The 13,487-nt window shown below is 61.1% G+C and carries 15 protein-coding genes and 1 tRNA gene; 11 read left to right on the top strand and 5 right to left on the bottom strand.

Annotated features, from left to right (window positions below; translation table 11 throughout):
* Window positions 1-20: 20 nt before the first annotated feature.
* Both KP699_RS01930 and KP699_RS01925 read left to right on the top strand, forming a co-directional pair.
* Window positions 21-929: a bifunctional methylenetetrahydrofolate dehydrogenase/methenyltetrahydrofolate cyclohydrolase gene (locus tag KP699_RS01930; RefSeq protein WP_215761516.1), complete on the top strand. Its 909-nt coding sequence runs from the start codon at window positions 21-23 to the stop codon at window positions 927-929.
* Window positions 926-1,678 (top strand): methylenetetrahydrofolate reductase, encoded by a 753-nt coding sequence (locus KP699_RS01925; RefSeq protein WP_215761437.1) that lies wholly within the window; start codon window positions 926-928, stop codon window positions 1,676-1,678. The genes KP699_RS01930 and KP699_RS01925 overlap by 4 nt, the downstream gene beginning before the upstream one ends.
* Window positions 1,679-1,684: 6 nt before the next feature.
* On the opposite strand, the gene KP699_RS01920 is transcribed toward KP699_RS01925, so the two are convergent.
* Entirely contained in the window at window positions 1,685-2,179 is a 495-nt protein-coding gene (locus KP699_RS01920) for a kinase inhibitor (RefSeq protein WP_212377211.1), read from the bottom strand.
* Between the two features lie 13 nt (window positions 2,180-2,192).
* Window positions 2,193-2,411: a hypothetical protein gene (locus tag KP699_RS01915; protein WP_025826330.1), complete on the bottom strand. Its 219-nt coding sequence runs from the start codon at window positions 2,409-2,411 to the stop codon at window positions 2,193-2,195.
* Window positions 2,412-2,657: 246 nt separating this feature from the next.
* On the opposite strand from KP699_RS01915, the gene queA reads away from it, so the two are divergent.
* The 7 genes from queA (at window position 2,658) to KP699_RS01880 (ending at window position 9,137) form a co-directional block, all read left to right on the top strand.
* On the top strand, window positions 2,658-3,737 hold the full coding sequence (gene queA / locus KP699_RS01910; RefSeq protein ID WP_215761436.1) for a tRNA preQ1(34) S-adenosylmethionine ribosyltransferase-isomerase QueA: 1,080 nt from the start codon (window positions 2,658-2,660) through the stop codon (window positions 3,735-3,737).
* On the top strand, window positions 3,734-4,894 hold the full coding sequence (gene tgt, locus KP699_RS01905; RefSeq protein ID WP_025826334.1) for a tRNA guanosine(34) transglycosylase Tgt: 1,161 nt from the start codon (window positions 3,734-3,736) through the stop codon (window positions 4,892-4,894). The genes queA and tgt overlap by 4 nt, the downstream gene beginning before the upstream one ends.
* A gap of 37 nt (window positions 4,895-4,931) precedes the next feature.
* The gene (gene queG / locus KP699_RS01900) at window positions 4,932-6,146 is read left to right on the top strand and encodes a tRNA epoxyqueuosine(34) reductase QueG (protein ID WP_374196855.1); all 1,215 of its coding nucleotides are present in this window, start codon (window positions 4,932-4,934) and stop codon (window positions 6,144-6,146) included.
* Window positions 6,146-6,394 (top strand): ribbon-helix-helix domain-containing protein, encoded by a 249-nt coding sequence (locus tag KP699_RS01895; protein WP_077930556.1) that lies wholly within the window; start codon window positions 6,146-6,148, stop codon window positions 6,392-6,394. The genes queG and KP699_RS01895 overlap by 1 nt, the downstream gene beginning before the upstream one ends.
* A gap of 198 nt (window positions 6,395-6,592) precedes the next feature.
* A complete protein-coding gene (locus KP699_RS01890; protein ID WP_077930557.1) occupies window positions 6,593-7,420 on the top strand; it encodes a TerB family tellurite resistance protein in 828 nt (275 codons plus the stop codon).
* 219 nt (window positions 7,421-7,639) lie between these two features.
* Window positions 7,640-8,488 (top strand): VacJ family lipoprotein, encoded by an 849-nt coding sequence (locus KP699_RS01885; protein WP_025826336.1) that lies wholly within the window; start codon window positions 7,640-7,642, stop codon window positions 8,486-8,488.
* Window positions 8,489-8,510: 22 nt separating this feature from the next.
* The gene (locus KP699_RS01880; protein WP_025826337.1) at window positions 8,511-9,137 is read left to right on the top strand and encodes a phospholipid-binding protein MlaC; all 627 of its coding nucleotides are present in this window, start codon (window positions 8,511-8,513) and stop codon (window positions 9,135-9,137) included.
* Between the two features lie 143 nt (window positions 9,138-9,280).
* On the opposite strand, the gene KP699_RS01875 is transcribed toward KP699_RS01880, so the two are convergent.
* From KP699_RS01875 to KP699_RS01865, 3 genes are all read right to left on the bottom strand, one after another.
* Window positions 9,281-9,778 (bottom strand): GNAT family N-acetyltransferase, encoded by a 498-nt coding sequence (locus KP699_RS01875; protein WP_077931714.1) that lies wholly within the window; start codon window positions 9,776-9,778, stop codon window positions 9,281-9,283.
* A 124-nt stretch (window positions 9,779-9,902) separates the two neighbouring features.
* Complete coding sequence (gene ettA, locus KP699_RS01870; RefSeq protein ID WP_077930558.1) at window positions 9,903-11,582, bottom strand: energy-dependent translational throttle protein EttA; 1,680 nt, start codon at window positions 11,580-11,582, stop codon at window positions 9,903-9,905.
* Between the two features lie 64 nt (window positions 11,583-11,646).
* A tRNA-Ile gene (locus KP699_RS01865) sits at window positions 11,647-11,720 on the bottom strand.
* Between the two features lie 155 nt (window positions 11,721-11,875).
* Here KP699_RS01865 and ppa point away from each other — a divergent pair.
* Both ppa and KP699_RS01855 read left to right on the top strand, forming a co-directional pair.
* A complete protein-coding gene (ppa, locus tag KP699_RS01860) occupies window positions 11,876-12,400 on the top strand; it encodes an inorganic diphosphatase (RefSeq protein ID WP_025826339.1) in 525 nt (174 codons plus the stop codon).
* A gap of 222 nt (window positions 12,401-12,622) precedes the next feature.
* On the top strand, window positions 12,623-13,453 hold the full coding sequence (locus tag KP699_RS01855; RefSeq protein ID WP_215761434.1) for a class III extradiol ring-cleavage dioxygenase: 831 nt from the start codon (window positions 12,623-12,625) through the stop codon (window positions 13,451-13,453).
* Window positions 13,454-13,487: the final 34 nt, after the last annotated feature.

Genomic DNA, 13,487 nt, shown 5'->3' with positions numbered 1-13,487 from the left:
GATTGACCGCAGCAGTGACGATGAGCCCATCCTCCTCCCTTCCGTCTGACCATCAGGCTACTCTCATTGACGGCAAAGGCTTTGCCGCCACCCTCCGGCAGCAGATCCGGGAGGATGTCCGCACCTTTCATGATGAGCATGGCGTCACCCCCGGCCTGGCTGTCATTCTGGTGGGGGACGACCCGGCCAGTGAAGTCTATGTGCGCAACAAGGCCATTCAGACACACCATGCCGGTATGCGTTCCTTCATGCACATGCTGCCGGAAACAACGTCCGAGCCGGAACTGCTCGCACTGATCGAGCGCCTGAATCATGACCCGGAAATTCACGGGATTCTGGTGCAGCTCCCGCTGCCAAACGGTCTGGATGCCCGCCGGGTGACCAATGCCATCCAGCCGGAAAAGGATGTGGATGGTCTGGGGGAAATCAATGCCGGGCGTCTGGCCATTGGCCTGCCCAGCCTGATCCCCTGCACACCGCTGGGTTGCCTGCTGCTGCTGCGGGACCAGCTTGGCGATATGCGCGGCAAGCACGCGGTGGTGATCGGCTGCTCCAATCTTGTCGGCAAACCGCTGGCCATGCTGCTGCTGGCGGAAGGCTGCACTGTTTCCATCGCGCATATCCACACGCGGGACACCGCGGCCCTCGCCCGGCAGGGCGATATTCTGGTGGTGGCAACCGGCTGCCGGGAGCTGGTGCATGGAGACTGGATCAAACCGGGGGCGACGGTGATTGACGTCGGCATTACCCGTGTCACGACTGAAACCGGCAAAACCCGTCTGGTGGGTGATGTGGTGTTTGATGAGGCCGTAAAAGTTGCTGGCCGCATCACGCCCGTTCCCGGCGGCGTTGGCCCCATGACCATTGCCTGCCTGCTGAAAAATACCCTGACAGCAGCGCGCCTGCTGGTCACGGGGACGGCGGAATGAGTCTCTCCCGCCTTTCTGTTGAACTCATCCCCCGGAGTGAGGATGCACTGGCGCAGGATGTTTCCAGCGTTAAAACCCTGTTCCCCGCTGCGGATACGCTGAACATCCCGGACCTGATGCGCTTCCCGCTGCGGAGCTGGGACGCAACCGCCCTGACCATGCCGCAGTTCGGCACGGTGATCCCGCATGTGCGCGCCATTGATATCGCCCCCGGCGCGCCGCTGCCGGGCAGTGATCTGCCGGGACTGAAGGAAGTGCTGGTTGTGCATGGTGACCCGCCGGCCGACCTTGCCCACCGGACTTACCCCAACAGCACGGAAAGCATTATCCGCCGCTACCGGAAGGAAGCTCCGCATCTGCGGATTTATGCCGCGTTTGACCCCTATCGCCGCGCGCCGTGGAAAGAACTTGAGGATATTGCCCGCAAGAAAGAAGCCGGAGCGGAAGGTTTTTTCACGCAGCCGGTCTTTGACAGAAAGCTGTTTGACCTGTGCCGGGAATGGCTGCTGGGTGAGCAGGTGTTCTGGGGGCTTTCCCCGGTTATCGGGCCACGCTCCCGCTCCTACTGGGAGACAACCAACCATGTGGTGTTCCCCAAAAACTTTGAGCCAACGCTGGACGCCAATATTCAGTTTGCCCAGTCCGTCCTGCGGGACCTCTCACAGGAGCAGGGCAGCGCCTATCTGATGCCGCTGCGCGTCAGGCTGGACCAGTATCTGCCGCCGCTGATGGATGCCCTGACGTCCTAGCCGACATCAGGGTTTCTGGCCGCCATAGAGCGCCGTCAGGCTGGCGGAGGCCAGCTTGTGATGGTGCACCATAAAACCAACCAGCGCCGGGCTGGAGTCTGGTTTGACATCCAGTCCGGGCACATCCAGCGCATGCACCGTAAAAATGTAACGGTGCGCCGGGCCGGGTGGTGGCGCGGCCCCGCCGTAACCGGGCACACCAAAATCGGTGCGCACCTGCACGGCCCCTTCCGGAAGACCGCCTTTGCCGGAGCCCGCCCCTTCAGGCAGCGCCGTCACGCCGGACGGAATATTGGCGACAACCCAGTGCCACCAGCCGGAACCGGTGGGGGCATCAGGGTCATACACCGTCACCACAAAGCTTTTTGTTCCGGCTGGCGCGTTTTTCCATTCCAGCGCCGGGGATACATTCTGCCCCGTCTGGCCCATACCGTTATAAACCTGCGCCTGCGGCAGGGTGGCCCCGTCCGTAAAATCGGGGCTGGTCAGAACAAAAGCCATTGGTGCGCCTTTCTTACCAGTTGCGGCTGATCAGCCAGAACTCTTCGGATGTAAGCGTAACAGCCTTGCCTGCGTCAGAGTCCGCAGCCGCAGCGGCAAGCGCTTCAATCCGTTCAATCATGATCACTTTACGCTGGTAGGCTTCCGTGGTTTCCGGGTTGGTCTTGAGCACATCCAGTGAGACTTTGGACGCTTTGGCAACGCGGGCGGCATCAAGCAGAGCATAGGACATACGTTTTAATCTCCGTATCGGGTTGTTTGCTAAGGGAAATCTGGCCCCGCGGAGCCTCTTCTTCAACCCCGCATGCGCACGGGCCACCCATGCCCGCTCTGTGTGATCCGGCAACAGCCCTCCGCCCACACAGGTTTTCAGGACGCACTGCGCACCAGAAAACCTGCCGTCTCCGGCCTGTTTGACCCCCGGAAACTGCACTCTCCTCTGGCGTCCGCGCACCCTATTGCGTAAACCCCTTCCACCATGAGCGACCGCACCGAAGATTTTGATTTCCACCTGCCTGAAACCCTGATTGCGCAGGAACCGGCCAGACCGCGTGAGGCCGCACGCCTGCTGGATGTTCCCGCCCACGGCCCGCTGGCAGACCGCCATGTGTCTGACCTGCCCGGATTGCTGAAAGCCGGAGATCTGCTGGTCGCGAATGATACCGCCGTGATCCGCGCCCAGTTGCATGCCCTGCGCGGGGAGGCCCATATCGGCATCACGCTGGACCGTATTCTGCCTGACACCTCATGGCATGTGCTGGTGCGCAATGCCCGCCGCCTGAAGGTGGGGGACACCCTGACCTTTACCGGCAGCCCCCACACCGCCACGGTGCTGGCGCGGGAGGAAGGCGGCGGCGCGGTTCTGCGTTTTTCGGCGGAAGGCTCAGCGTTTGACACCTTTTTGCAGGATGTCGGCGCGCTGGCGCTCCCCCCCTATATCCATCGCCCCCACGGCCCGACCGCGCAGGACACGCGGGACTACGCGACCATTTTTGAACACCATAAAGGGGCCGTCGCCGCCCCCACGGCTGGCCTGCATTTTACCCCGGCGCTGCTGGAGGCTGTAGACGCAACCGGAGCGGACCGCTGCACCCTGACGCTGCATGTGGGGGCGGGCACCTTCCTGCCCGTGCGGGAGAACGATATTTCCAAACACCACATGCACGCCGAACGCGGCATTATCACGCCCGAAACTGCCGCACGCATCAATGCCGCGCGCAAAGCCGGAGGCCGTATTATTGCCGTGGGCACCACCAGCCTGCGCCTGCTGGAAAGTGCGGCGGATGAGAACGGCATTGTGCATCCGTTTGATGATGTCACCTCCATTTTCATCCGGCCCGGCTACCGTTTCCGCGCGGTGGATATGCTGATGACCAACTTCCATCTGCCGCGCTCCACGCTGTTTATGCTGGTCTGCGCTTTTGCAGGGGAAGAGCGGATGCGGGCGGCCTATGCCCACGCCATCCAGACGGGATACCGTTTTTATTCCTACGGGGATGCCTGCCTGCTGCGCTGCGCCAGCCCCATTGAGGCCCACCGTACGGGAGAGTCCGCATGAGCCGTTTCCACTGGACCTGTGAGAGCACAGACGGCGCTGCCCGCGCCGGAATGCTGCATACCGCCCACGGTCCCGTCGCGACCCCCACCTTCATGCCGGTCGGCACCGTTGGCACCGTCAAGGCCATGACGATGGACGCCGTGCGCTCCACAGGCGCGGGCATTGTGCTGGGCAACACCTATCACCTCATGCTGCGGCCCGGTGCTGAGCGTGTGCGCGCTCTGGGCGGCCTGCATCGCTTTATGGACTGGTCCGGCCCGATCCTGACGGATTCCGGCGGCTTTCAGGTCATGTCCCTGGGTGCGCTGCGCAAGCTTGATCAGGACGGCGTCACGTTCCGCTCCCATATTGATGGCTCCTACCACCGGCTAACGCCGGAAAGCTCGACCGATATCCAGCACGCGCTGGATGCCACCATCACCATGTGTTTTGATGAATGTCCGGCCCTGCCAGCCCCGCCGGAAACTATTGCGGCCTCCATGCGGATGTCCATGCGCTGGGCCGCCCGCTCCCGCGAGGCCTTTGTGCAGCGCACCGGCTATGGCCAGTTTGGCATTGTGCAGGGCGGCACCGAGCCGGACCTGCGGGCCGAAAGCGTGAAGGCCCTGACGGATATCGGGTTTGAAGGCTACGCCATTGGCGGTCTGGCCGTGGGCGAAGGGCAGGAGCTGATGTTCGCAACGCTGGACACCACCGTGCCCGCCATGCCGCACACGGCCCCGCGCTATCTGATGGGCGTTGGCACCCCGGATGATCTGCTGGGCAGCGTGCAGCGCGGTGTGGATATGTTTGACTGCGTGATGCCCACCCGCGCAGGCCGCACGGCACGCGCTTACACGGAACGCGGCACGCTCAACCTGCGCAATGCCCGCCACGCGACGGACGCCCGCCCCATCTCCCCGGACTGTGACTGTCTGGCGTGCTCCCGCCACAGCCGCGCCTATCTGCACCATCTGTTCCGGGCCAATGAAATTCTCGGCCCGATGCTGCTGACATGGCATAACATTGCCTATTATCAGCGCCTGATGCGCCAGATCCGGGCTGCGATTGTAGAAGGCCGTCTGGACGAACTGGCCACCACCCTGCGCGCCAACTGGGCCGCGGAAGACTGGACGGAAGATGAAATGCCACAGCCCGCCATTCCCCCCGTCCCCTGAGAACAGCCCTGTGCCCGCTCTGCCCGGACCGTCTCCTGTGAGCCCGCCTCCCGCGAGTCCGTCCAGTTCAGCCGGGCCGCTGCAGGGTGCCGAAAAACTCGCCGCCCGAATCCGGGAAAAAGCGCTGGCTCTGGGGTTTGACGCCATTGGCTTCTGCCCGGCCCATCTTGGCCCGGACGTGCGGGAACGGCTGACGGATTTTCTGGCCAAAGGTTACCATGGGGAGATGGGCTGGCTGGCCGACAGGGCAGACCAGCGCACCCAGCCTACAACACTCTGGCCAGACGCCCGGACCGTGATTGCGCTCGGCGTCTCCTACGCGCCGGAAGGGGATCCGCTTGCCACACTCAGGCAGCCGGACCGGGGCAATATTTCCGTCTACGCCCGCCACCGCGACTACCATGACCTGATTAAAGGCATGCTGAAGCATCTGGCGCAGTTTGTCGTCCGGGAGGGTACTCTGGAGACAGCGCGGTCCTTTGCCGCAACACAACGCCAGACGGATCTGCGCAGCCAGACTGGCAAATCAGGGCATTACGCCAGCGAGCCGGGCCAGCACCCTGCTGAAACCCCGTTGCCCCAGCCTCCCGGCGTTAAAGTCTTTGTCGATACTGCCCCGGTGGCGGAAAAACCGCTGGCCGAGCAGGCCGGGCTGGGCTGGCAGGGCAAGCATACCAATCTGGTGTCCCGCAGCCACGGAAGCTGGCTGTTTTTAGGGGAAATCTACACCACACTGGAGCTGCCCTCCTCACCCCCCTCCGGCGGAGGATGCGGCAGTTGCACGCGCTGCCTCGCGGCCTGCCCTACACAGGCTTTTCCCGCCCCTTACCAGATGGATGCCCGGCGCTGCATTTCCTATCTGACAATTGAGCATGCCGGGCCGATTCCGCTGGAACTCCGCCCCGGCATCGGCACCCATATTTATGGATGCGATGATTGTCTGGCCGTCTGCCCGTGGAACCGGTTTGCCAGAACCTCCCGCCAGATCAAGCTGCAACCCCGGGCGGACCTGATAGCCCCGGATCTGGCCAGCCTGAGCACGCTGGATGATGCCGCCTTCCGCCAGAAATTTTCCGGCTCCCCCATCAAACGCATTGGCCGCAACCGGTTTGTGCGGAATGTGCTGATTGCTATTGGCAATTCCGGTCTGCCAGACTTGCTGCCTTACGCACACCGCCTGACACAAGACCCGGATGGGGTGGTGGCTGACGCCGCCCGATGGGCCGTCACACGGCTGGAGACGATATCCTGATGAGTGCTCACCTCCGCAAGCGCAGCCTGATTCTCTCTGGCCATGATACCAGCGTAGCGCTGGAACCAGAGTTCTGGCGTGTGCTGGAAGATATGGCCCGGCAGCATCAGCAGCCCTTGCCGGTTCTGGTGGCGCAGATGGACACAGAGCGCCCTCCCTTTCAGTCTCTGGCCTCTTTCCTGCGCGTGCAGACGGTTCTCTGGTTGCAGAAACAGCCTGCGGCACACCCCACTGAAACCTCAGCCTGAAAAATTTTGCAGATTGAAGCTGACGAGGTCATGCCCGTCTTTACCTTCTGGCCCCCACTCCCGGCGCAATCCTGACGCTCTCACGGCAGTATTGCCCGCCCCCAGCTTCTCGCGCCGCCTTTCGGCCTGCTATGCTGGTTAACACGGCACGTGCGATCCGGATTTGGGCCGCTGACCAGAAAATGCTAAGCAGGTAACATGGCGATATGGGGTAAGATTTTTGGTGGTGTCGCAGGTTTTGCCATGGGCGGACCTGTTGGCGCAGCTTTGGGGACAGCATTGGGGCATGCCGCAGATAAAGGCACTCTTCTTCAGCCCCCCGCCGGGGGATGGAGTGACCGCTGGGCCGCCCGGGCCAACCCGGACCCAAATGGCGCGGCCACCTTCATGGCAGCCAAGCTGGCCGCAGCGCTGGGCAAGAAGGAACAGCTCTACGGCCTGACCAGCATTATTCTGTGCGCCAAGCTGGCCAAGTGTGATGCCCCGGTCAACCGGCAGGAAATCAATGCCTTCAAGATGCGCTTCCGGGTACCGGATGAAAACATGCGCGAAGTAGGCCGCCTGTTTGACCTCGCACGGCAGCGCACGGATGATTACGAGTCCTTCGCCCGTGAACTCGGCACAGCCTACGCGCAGGATAAACAGCCGCTGGAAGACCTGATGGGTGTGCTGTTTGGCATTGCCCGCGCTGATCTGGCTGCGGATGAACCGCTGACGAAGGAGGAAACCCTCTTCCTGCAACGGGTCCATGCGTTGTTTGGCCTGAGCCGGGGCGCGTGGGAGCGGGCGGAACAGGGCCGCTCCAGACCGGCCATGGCGGAGGAAGACGCCTATGTGGTGATGGGGGTTGATGCCTCCCTCTCCAACGAGGAGCTCCGTGCCCGCTGGAAGGTGCTTGTACGCCAGTATCACCCGGATGTGATGGCATCACGCAAAGCCTCTGAAGCTGAAATTGCCGAGGCTTCCGCCAAAATTTCCCGCATCAATGCCGCATGGGATATGATCAAACGGGACCGGGGCCTTTAACAGGCCTCAGGGTGCGGCATTCACGCAACAATATTGGAAAAATTGACACATCCGTTAAACCGTTGGGCCTGAGCTGCGCTTCTTTTCTGCTCCCCTGCCTTTCATGCAGGGATGACCTGCATTGCGCAGAACGTTTCTCGTGGTAGAGAGGGCAGTAGAAGACTCCTGTCTTATGGTCAGGTTTTAGAGAGTGCGTCACAGGGTGAAGGTAAACGCGGCATGAATTCAGGACGGAACGGTGCACGGCTCCGCCCCCGCAGTCAGGCACATACGGGTCAGACTCGGGTAGGCTCATCGGCCCAGCGCCGTTTTTCCTCACGCGGCTCTGTACTGGTCGCAACTCTTGTCGCCCTGACGGGATGCAGCGCCATCAAGGCCCCTGTACCCAAAGACCCGGACGCCCTTGAGGAATACAAGCAGGCTAATGACCCGTACGAGCCGCTGAACCGCAAAGTCTATAACCTGACCATGACGGTCGATCACTGGGTTCTGCGCCCGGCGGCCAAAGCCTATGTCTGGGCTGTGCCGCGCCCTGTCCGAAATTCTCTGGGCAACATGATCACCACCATGAACGAACCCTCCGTGTTCTTTAACGATGTCGGCGCAGGGAAACCGCGCCGCGCGGGGGATGCGTTCGTGCGGTGGTGCATCAATATGTCTGTTGGCATTGGCGGGCTGATTGATGTTGCCAAAATGGCCGGGTATCCGCATCATGATAATGATGCCGGCATGACGCTGGCCAACTGGGGCATCCCCTCCGGCCCTTATCTGTTCCTGCCCATGGGCCCGTCCTCCTTCCGTGATGGCATCGGCTACGGGATTGATCAGGGCCTGTCCCCCTGGAACTATGTTCCGCGCGGCTACGGGCTGATCAGCTTCAACTGGGCCTATAATATGATGGGGGTTGTGCACGGCCGCTCCACGCATCTGGATGAACTGGATGCCCTGCAGCGTGACGCACTGGACCCCTACGCAACCATCCGCAGCGCCTATCAGCAACAGCGGAAGGCGCAGGCCGAGGCGATTAAAAATGATAATCGCGCTACCGTGCCCGCCTGGTACCACTAAAAACAACAAGGATAGCGCCGACATGAAATTTCTTTCCAGCCGTCGCCTTGTGACCGGGGCTCTCGCACTGCTTTGTGCTGGCAGTCTTTCTGTTCTGCCCGCCCGTGCGGCTGAAGGCACACGTCAGTTTATTGAAACTTTCGGCACCAAGCTCGTCACAATCGTGAACAGTCAGGTCTCGCTATCAGAAAAAAAGGCCCGCGTTCTGCCGCTGATCCAGCAGGATGTGGATATTGACGCCATTGGCCGTTACTGCCTTGGCCGCTACTGGAAACTGGCCACGCCGGAACAGCAGAAGCAGTATCTCGGCCTGTTCCATGAAGTGCTGGTTAACGCCATTACCGATAAGCTGGGCGACTATCGTGGCGTCAGCTTCACCATTGGTGCGATCTCCAAATCTGGTGAAGACGATTCTGTGGAGGCAACTCTGATCCGCCCGCAGCAGCCCCCGGCTGCCATGCAGTGGATTGTCAGCCATAACGGCGGCGCCCCGAAAGTGGTGGACGTAGTGGGTGAAGGCGCCAGCCTGCGCCTGACGCAACGTCAGGACTACTCCTCCTACATCGCCCGCAATGGCGGCAATATTGATGCCCTGCTGAGCGCCCTGAAGCGCCAGATCGAGCACCATTCCGCAGCAACGACCAACTAAAACCATCGCTGGCTAATCGGTCAGCAGACTCCGATACAAAAAGGGCACCTCCCGGGGTGCCCTTTTTTAATGCCTGCGCTCCGGCACGCGGCTCCGCACAAATCCCACAGGGCCGCCCCTACCCCGGACGCCTCGCCCGGCGCTCAGCCCCGCACGCTTTCATAGACCAGCATGGTCTGGCCATCCCGCGGGAAAGTCTCATACACACGCATACCAATCCCGCCCAGAATGGTGCGGGAGGCAAGGTTACTCTCCTTGGCGACGGCAATAATCCGCTTCACGCCAGCATCATGCGTAAAGTTGAGGGCCGCGTTGGCTGCCTCCCGCGCAATGCCGCGCCCGCTGGCCCACGGATACAGCGCAAAGCGTAACCCGAAGCCGCGCCCGTCTGGCCTGTCGTGGATGCCGGTCATGCCCACAAACCGGTCCTGTTCCCGGATGGTGAAAATCCCGACCCGGTGGCAGGCCCAGAAAGCGATATCGTCCGCCATTTCCTGCTCGGCCTTCTGGCGTGTGCACACCCCGCCGAGCATCTGGCCAAACGCGCCGCCATCCGCCTTCAACGCCGCCATATCATCCATATCCCGCCATGTGACGGGTTGCAGCATAAGCCGCCCGGTTCTGACTGAGCGGGCCGTCAGCATGGCAGCGCCTGCGCCAGAACGCAGAAACGCCACCGGAGAAGCCCCCGGCAGCGTGTCCTGTTGTTCTGTCCTGAAAGGGCTTCAGATGATGGATGCCGCATCAGACATCCATCCAGCCTGATCAGCGGGAGATTGGCCGGTACCGGATACGGCCCGGTTCCGTCGCATCCGGGCCCAGGCGACGGCGCTTGTCTTCCTCATAAGCCTGGAAGTTCCCTTCAAACCATTCGACGTGAGAATCCCCTTCAAACGCCAGAATATGGGTTGCCAGACGGTCAAGGAACCAGCGGTCATGGGTAATGACCACGGCACAACCGGGGAATTCACCCAGAGCCTCTTCCAGCGCACGCAGGGTATCGACGTCCAGATCGTTGGTCGGTTCATCCAGCAGCAGCACGTTGCTTTCCTGCCGCAGCATCTTGGCCAGATGCACGCGGTTGCGCTCACCACCCGAGAGAATACCGACCTTTTTCTGCTGGTCAGACCCTTTGAAGTTGAACGCCCCCACGTAAGCGCGGGAGGGCACAGCCCGTTTACCGAGATAGATCACATCCGTGCCGCCGGAAATTTCTTCCCACACGGTCTTGTTCGGGTCCAGATCATCACGGGACTGGTCAACATAGCCCAGCTTTACGGTCTCGCCGATTTTCAGCTCACCCGCATCCGGCTTTTCTGCCCCGACAATCATCTTGAACAGGGTGGATTTACCGGCACCGTTCGGGCCGATCACCCCCACAATGCCACCCGGCGGCAGCTTGAAGCTGAGATCATCAATCAGCAGACGATCGCCAAAGCCTTTGCTGAGGTGGTCGGCCTCAATCACCGTGCCACCCAGACGCGGGCCGGGGGCAATAACAATGTCCGCCACCCCGTTCTGCTTTTCAGCACTCTGGGCCAGCATTTCCTCATACCGCGCGATACGGGATTTGCTCTTGGCCTGACGCGCCTTCGGGCTGGAGCCAATCCACTCCTGCTCGGCAGCCAGCGCACGCTGGCGGGCACTTTCTTCCTTTTCTTCCTGTGCCAGACGCTTGCGCTTCTGCTCCAGCCAAGAGGAATAGTTGCCTTCAAACGGAATACCGCGCCCGCGCTCGATTTCCAGAATCCAGTTGGTCACGTTGTCCAGGAAGTAACGGTCATGGGTAATGACCATCACGGTGCCCGGATAATCGTGCAGCGTCTTTTCCAGCCATGCCACGCTTTCTGCGTCCAGATGGTTGGTCGGTTCGTCCAGCAGCAGAATGTCGGGTTTTTCAATCAGCAGGCGGCACAGCGCCACGCGGCGGCGTTCCCCGCCGGAAAGCTTGTCTACGGGGCTGTCAGCAGGCGGGCAGCGCAGGGCGTCCAGCGCGATTTCCAGCTTGCGGTCCAGCTCCCAGCCATCGCCTGCGTCAATTTTTTCCTGCAGGTCAGCCTGTTCGGCCAGCAGGGTGTTCATTTCCTCATCGCTCATCGGCTCGGCGAAGCGCATGGAAATTTCGTTAAAACGATCCACGGCCTTTTTCAGGTCACCAAAGCCCAGAGCCACGTTCTCGCCAACCGTCAGCTTGGGGTCGAGCTGGGGCTCCTGCTCCAGATAGCCCACGCGCACGCCCTCAGCGGCCCAGGCTTCCCCGCCATATTCCTTATCAATTCCGGCCATGATCTTGAGCAGCGTGGATTTACCCGCGCCGTTCACGCCCAGAACGCCGATTTTCACACCCGGCAGGAAGGACAGCGTAATGCCTTTGAAGACCTCACGCCCACCCGGATAGGACTTGGTCAGGTCCTTCATCACATAGACGTATTGATAAGATGCCATGAGATGACCTCCGTGAAGTGGACTGGTAAGAACCGTCGGATGGACGAGATAAGGCGAAAACGCCTGCGCCCGGCAGGACTTGAACCCGCAACCAAGCCGTTATGAGCGGCCCGCTCTAACCAATTGAGCTACGGGCGCGCAGGCGGCTTCCTGATTACGCAATCACACACATTTGGCAAGGGTGCAGAGCCGGAAAAACCACCCCGACAGCCGTTATCCTGTTACGACTTGGCAAGTTGCAGCGTGACAGATAGGGTCTGCCCATCCGTATTTTTAGTGCTGGAGCAGCCCTTATGGACGTCTCAAAACTTTCCCCCGGCAAAGACGTGCCGTTCGATATCAACGTTGTTATTGAAATCCCGCAGGGATCTTCCGTTAAATACGAGATCGACAAGGAAAGCGGTGCCCTGTTTGTAGACCGCTTCCTGTTTACGCCCATGGCGTACCCAACGGCTTACGGCTTTATCCCCGGCACGCTGGCGGCCGATGGGGACCCGACGGACGCACTGGTGCTGACCCCGACGGACGTGGTGCCCGGCTCCGTGATTCGCGCCCGTCCCATCGGCGTGCTGAAAATGGAAGACGAATCCGGTCAGGACGAAAAAATCATCTGCGTTCCGCATGACAAGATTCACCCGCTGTACAGCAAAGTGCAGACAGTAGACGACCTTCCGGAAATCACCGTGAAAGCCATTGAACACTTCTTCACCCGCTACAAAGATCTGGAACCCGGCAAATGGGTGAAGGTCACCGGCTGGGGCACGAAGGAAGAAGCAGGCGAGTTCATCCGCAGCGCTCTGACAGCAGGCAGCAAATAATCCAGCCTTTCCTCCGGGGGCTTCGCAGCCCGCAGAATAGGAAAACGGGATTGTTTCAGACCGGAGGCCGCCGACTGGCAGCCTCCGGTTTTTTTATACCCGGAAACATCCCCATCCCACACTCAAGGTGTGAAATATCTTCCTGAAATACAGGATTATCAAAGCATCAATATGAGGCGAGTCTTCAGGCACTCCGCATCCTGAAAAGACACGGCTCACCGCATGACGACTCTCCAGCGCCAGACACCACACACCGCCCTGCCCCGGCAGCCCGTGCTGTTTCTGCCGCATGGCGGCGGCCCGTGCTTTTTTATGGACTGGCCGGAAACATGGGACCACATGGCGGCTTTCCTGCGGGGCGTTAGCCAGACACTCCCGCAAAAACCGGATGCCATTCTGGTAGTCTCCGGCCATTGGGAAACAGCGGTACCAACCGTCACCACGGCTGCCCAGCTGCCGCTGATTTATGACTATTACGGCTTTCCGCCCCATACCTATCATCTGCGCTACCCCGCCCCGGGCTCTCCGGCGCTGGCGGCACAGGTGCAGGCATTGCTGACCGCTGCGGGAATTCCCAACGCGGCAGATGCGGAACGTGGGCTGGACCACGGGGTTTTCATCCCCTTCATGCTCGCGTTTGAAGCCGCAGATATCCCGGTTGTGGAACTGTCCCTCCAGAACACACTGGACCCGGCGGCGCATCTGCGCATCGGGAAGGCACTGGCCCCGCTGCGGGACCAGAATGTGCTGCTTGTGGGCACAGGCCTGACATACCACAATCTGCGGCATTTTATGGGAGAAGACCCGCACTCCAACGCGGCTTCTCACACGTTTGACGCATGGCTTGCCGCCGCCATCTGCGCGCCGGAAGCCGAACGCACCGCGGCGCTGACACACTGGGAAACCGCACCCGCTGCCCGCATCTGCCACCCCAGAGAAGAGCATCTGCTCCCCCTGATGGTCGCAGCCGGGGCCGCAGGGGCAGACTCTGGCGTTCAGATCTACCGGGACACCGTGATGGGTAAAGCCCTCTCCGGCTTCCGGTTTGGTTAGCCCGCATTCGTTTAACGGGCAGAATTTTCAGAAC

The organism is Acetobacter sp. P1H12_c (genome assembly GCF_018811975.1).
GTDB classification, from domain to species: domain Bacteria; phylum Pseudomonadota; class Alphaproteobacteria; order Acetobacterales; family Acetobacteraceae; genus Acetobacter; species Acetobacter persici.
This window is presented reverse-complemented; position numbering and strand designations above follow the sequence as displayed.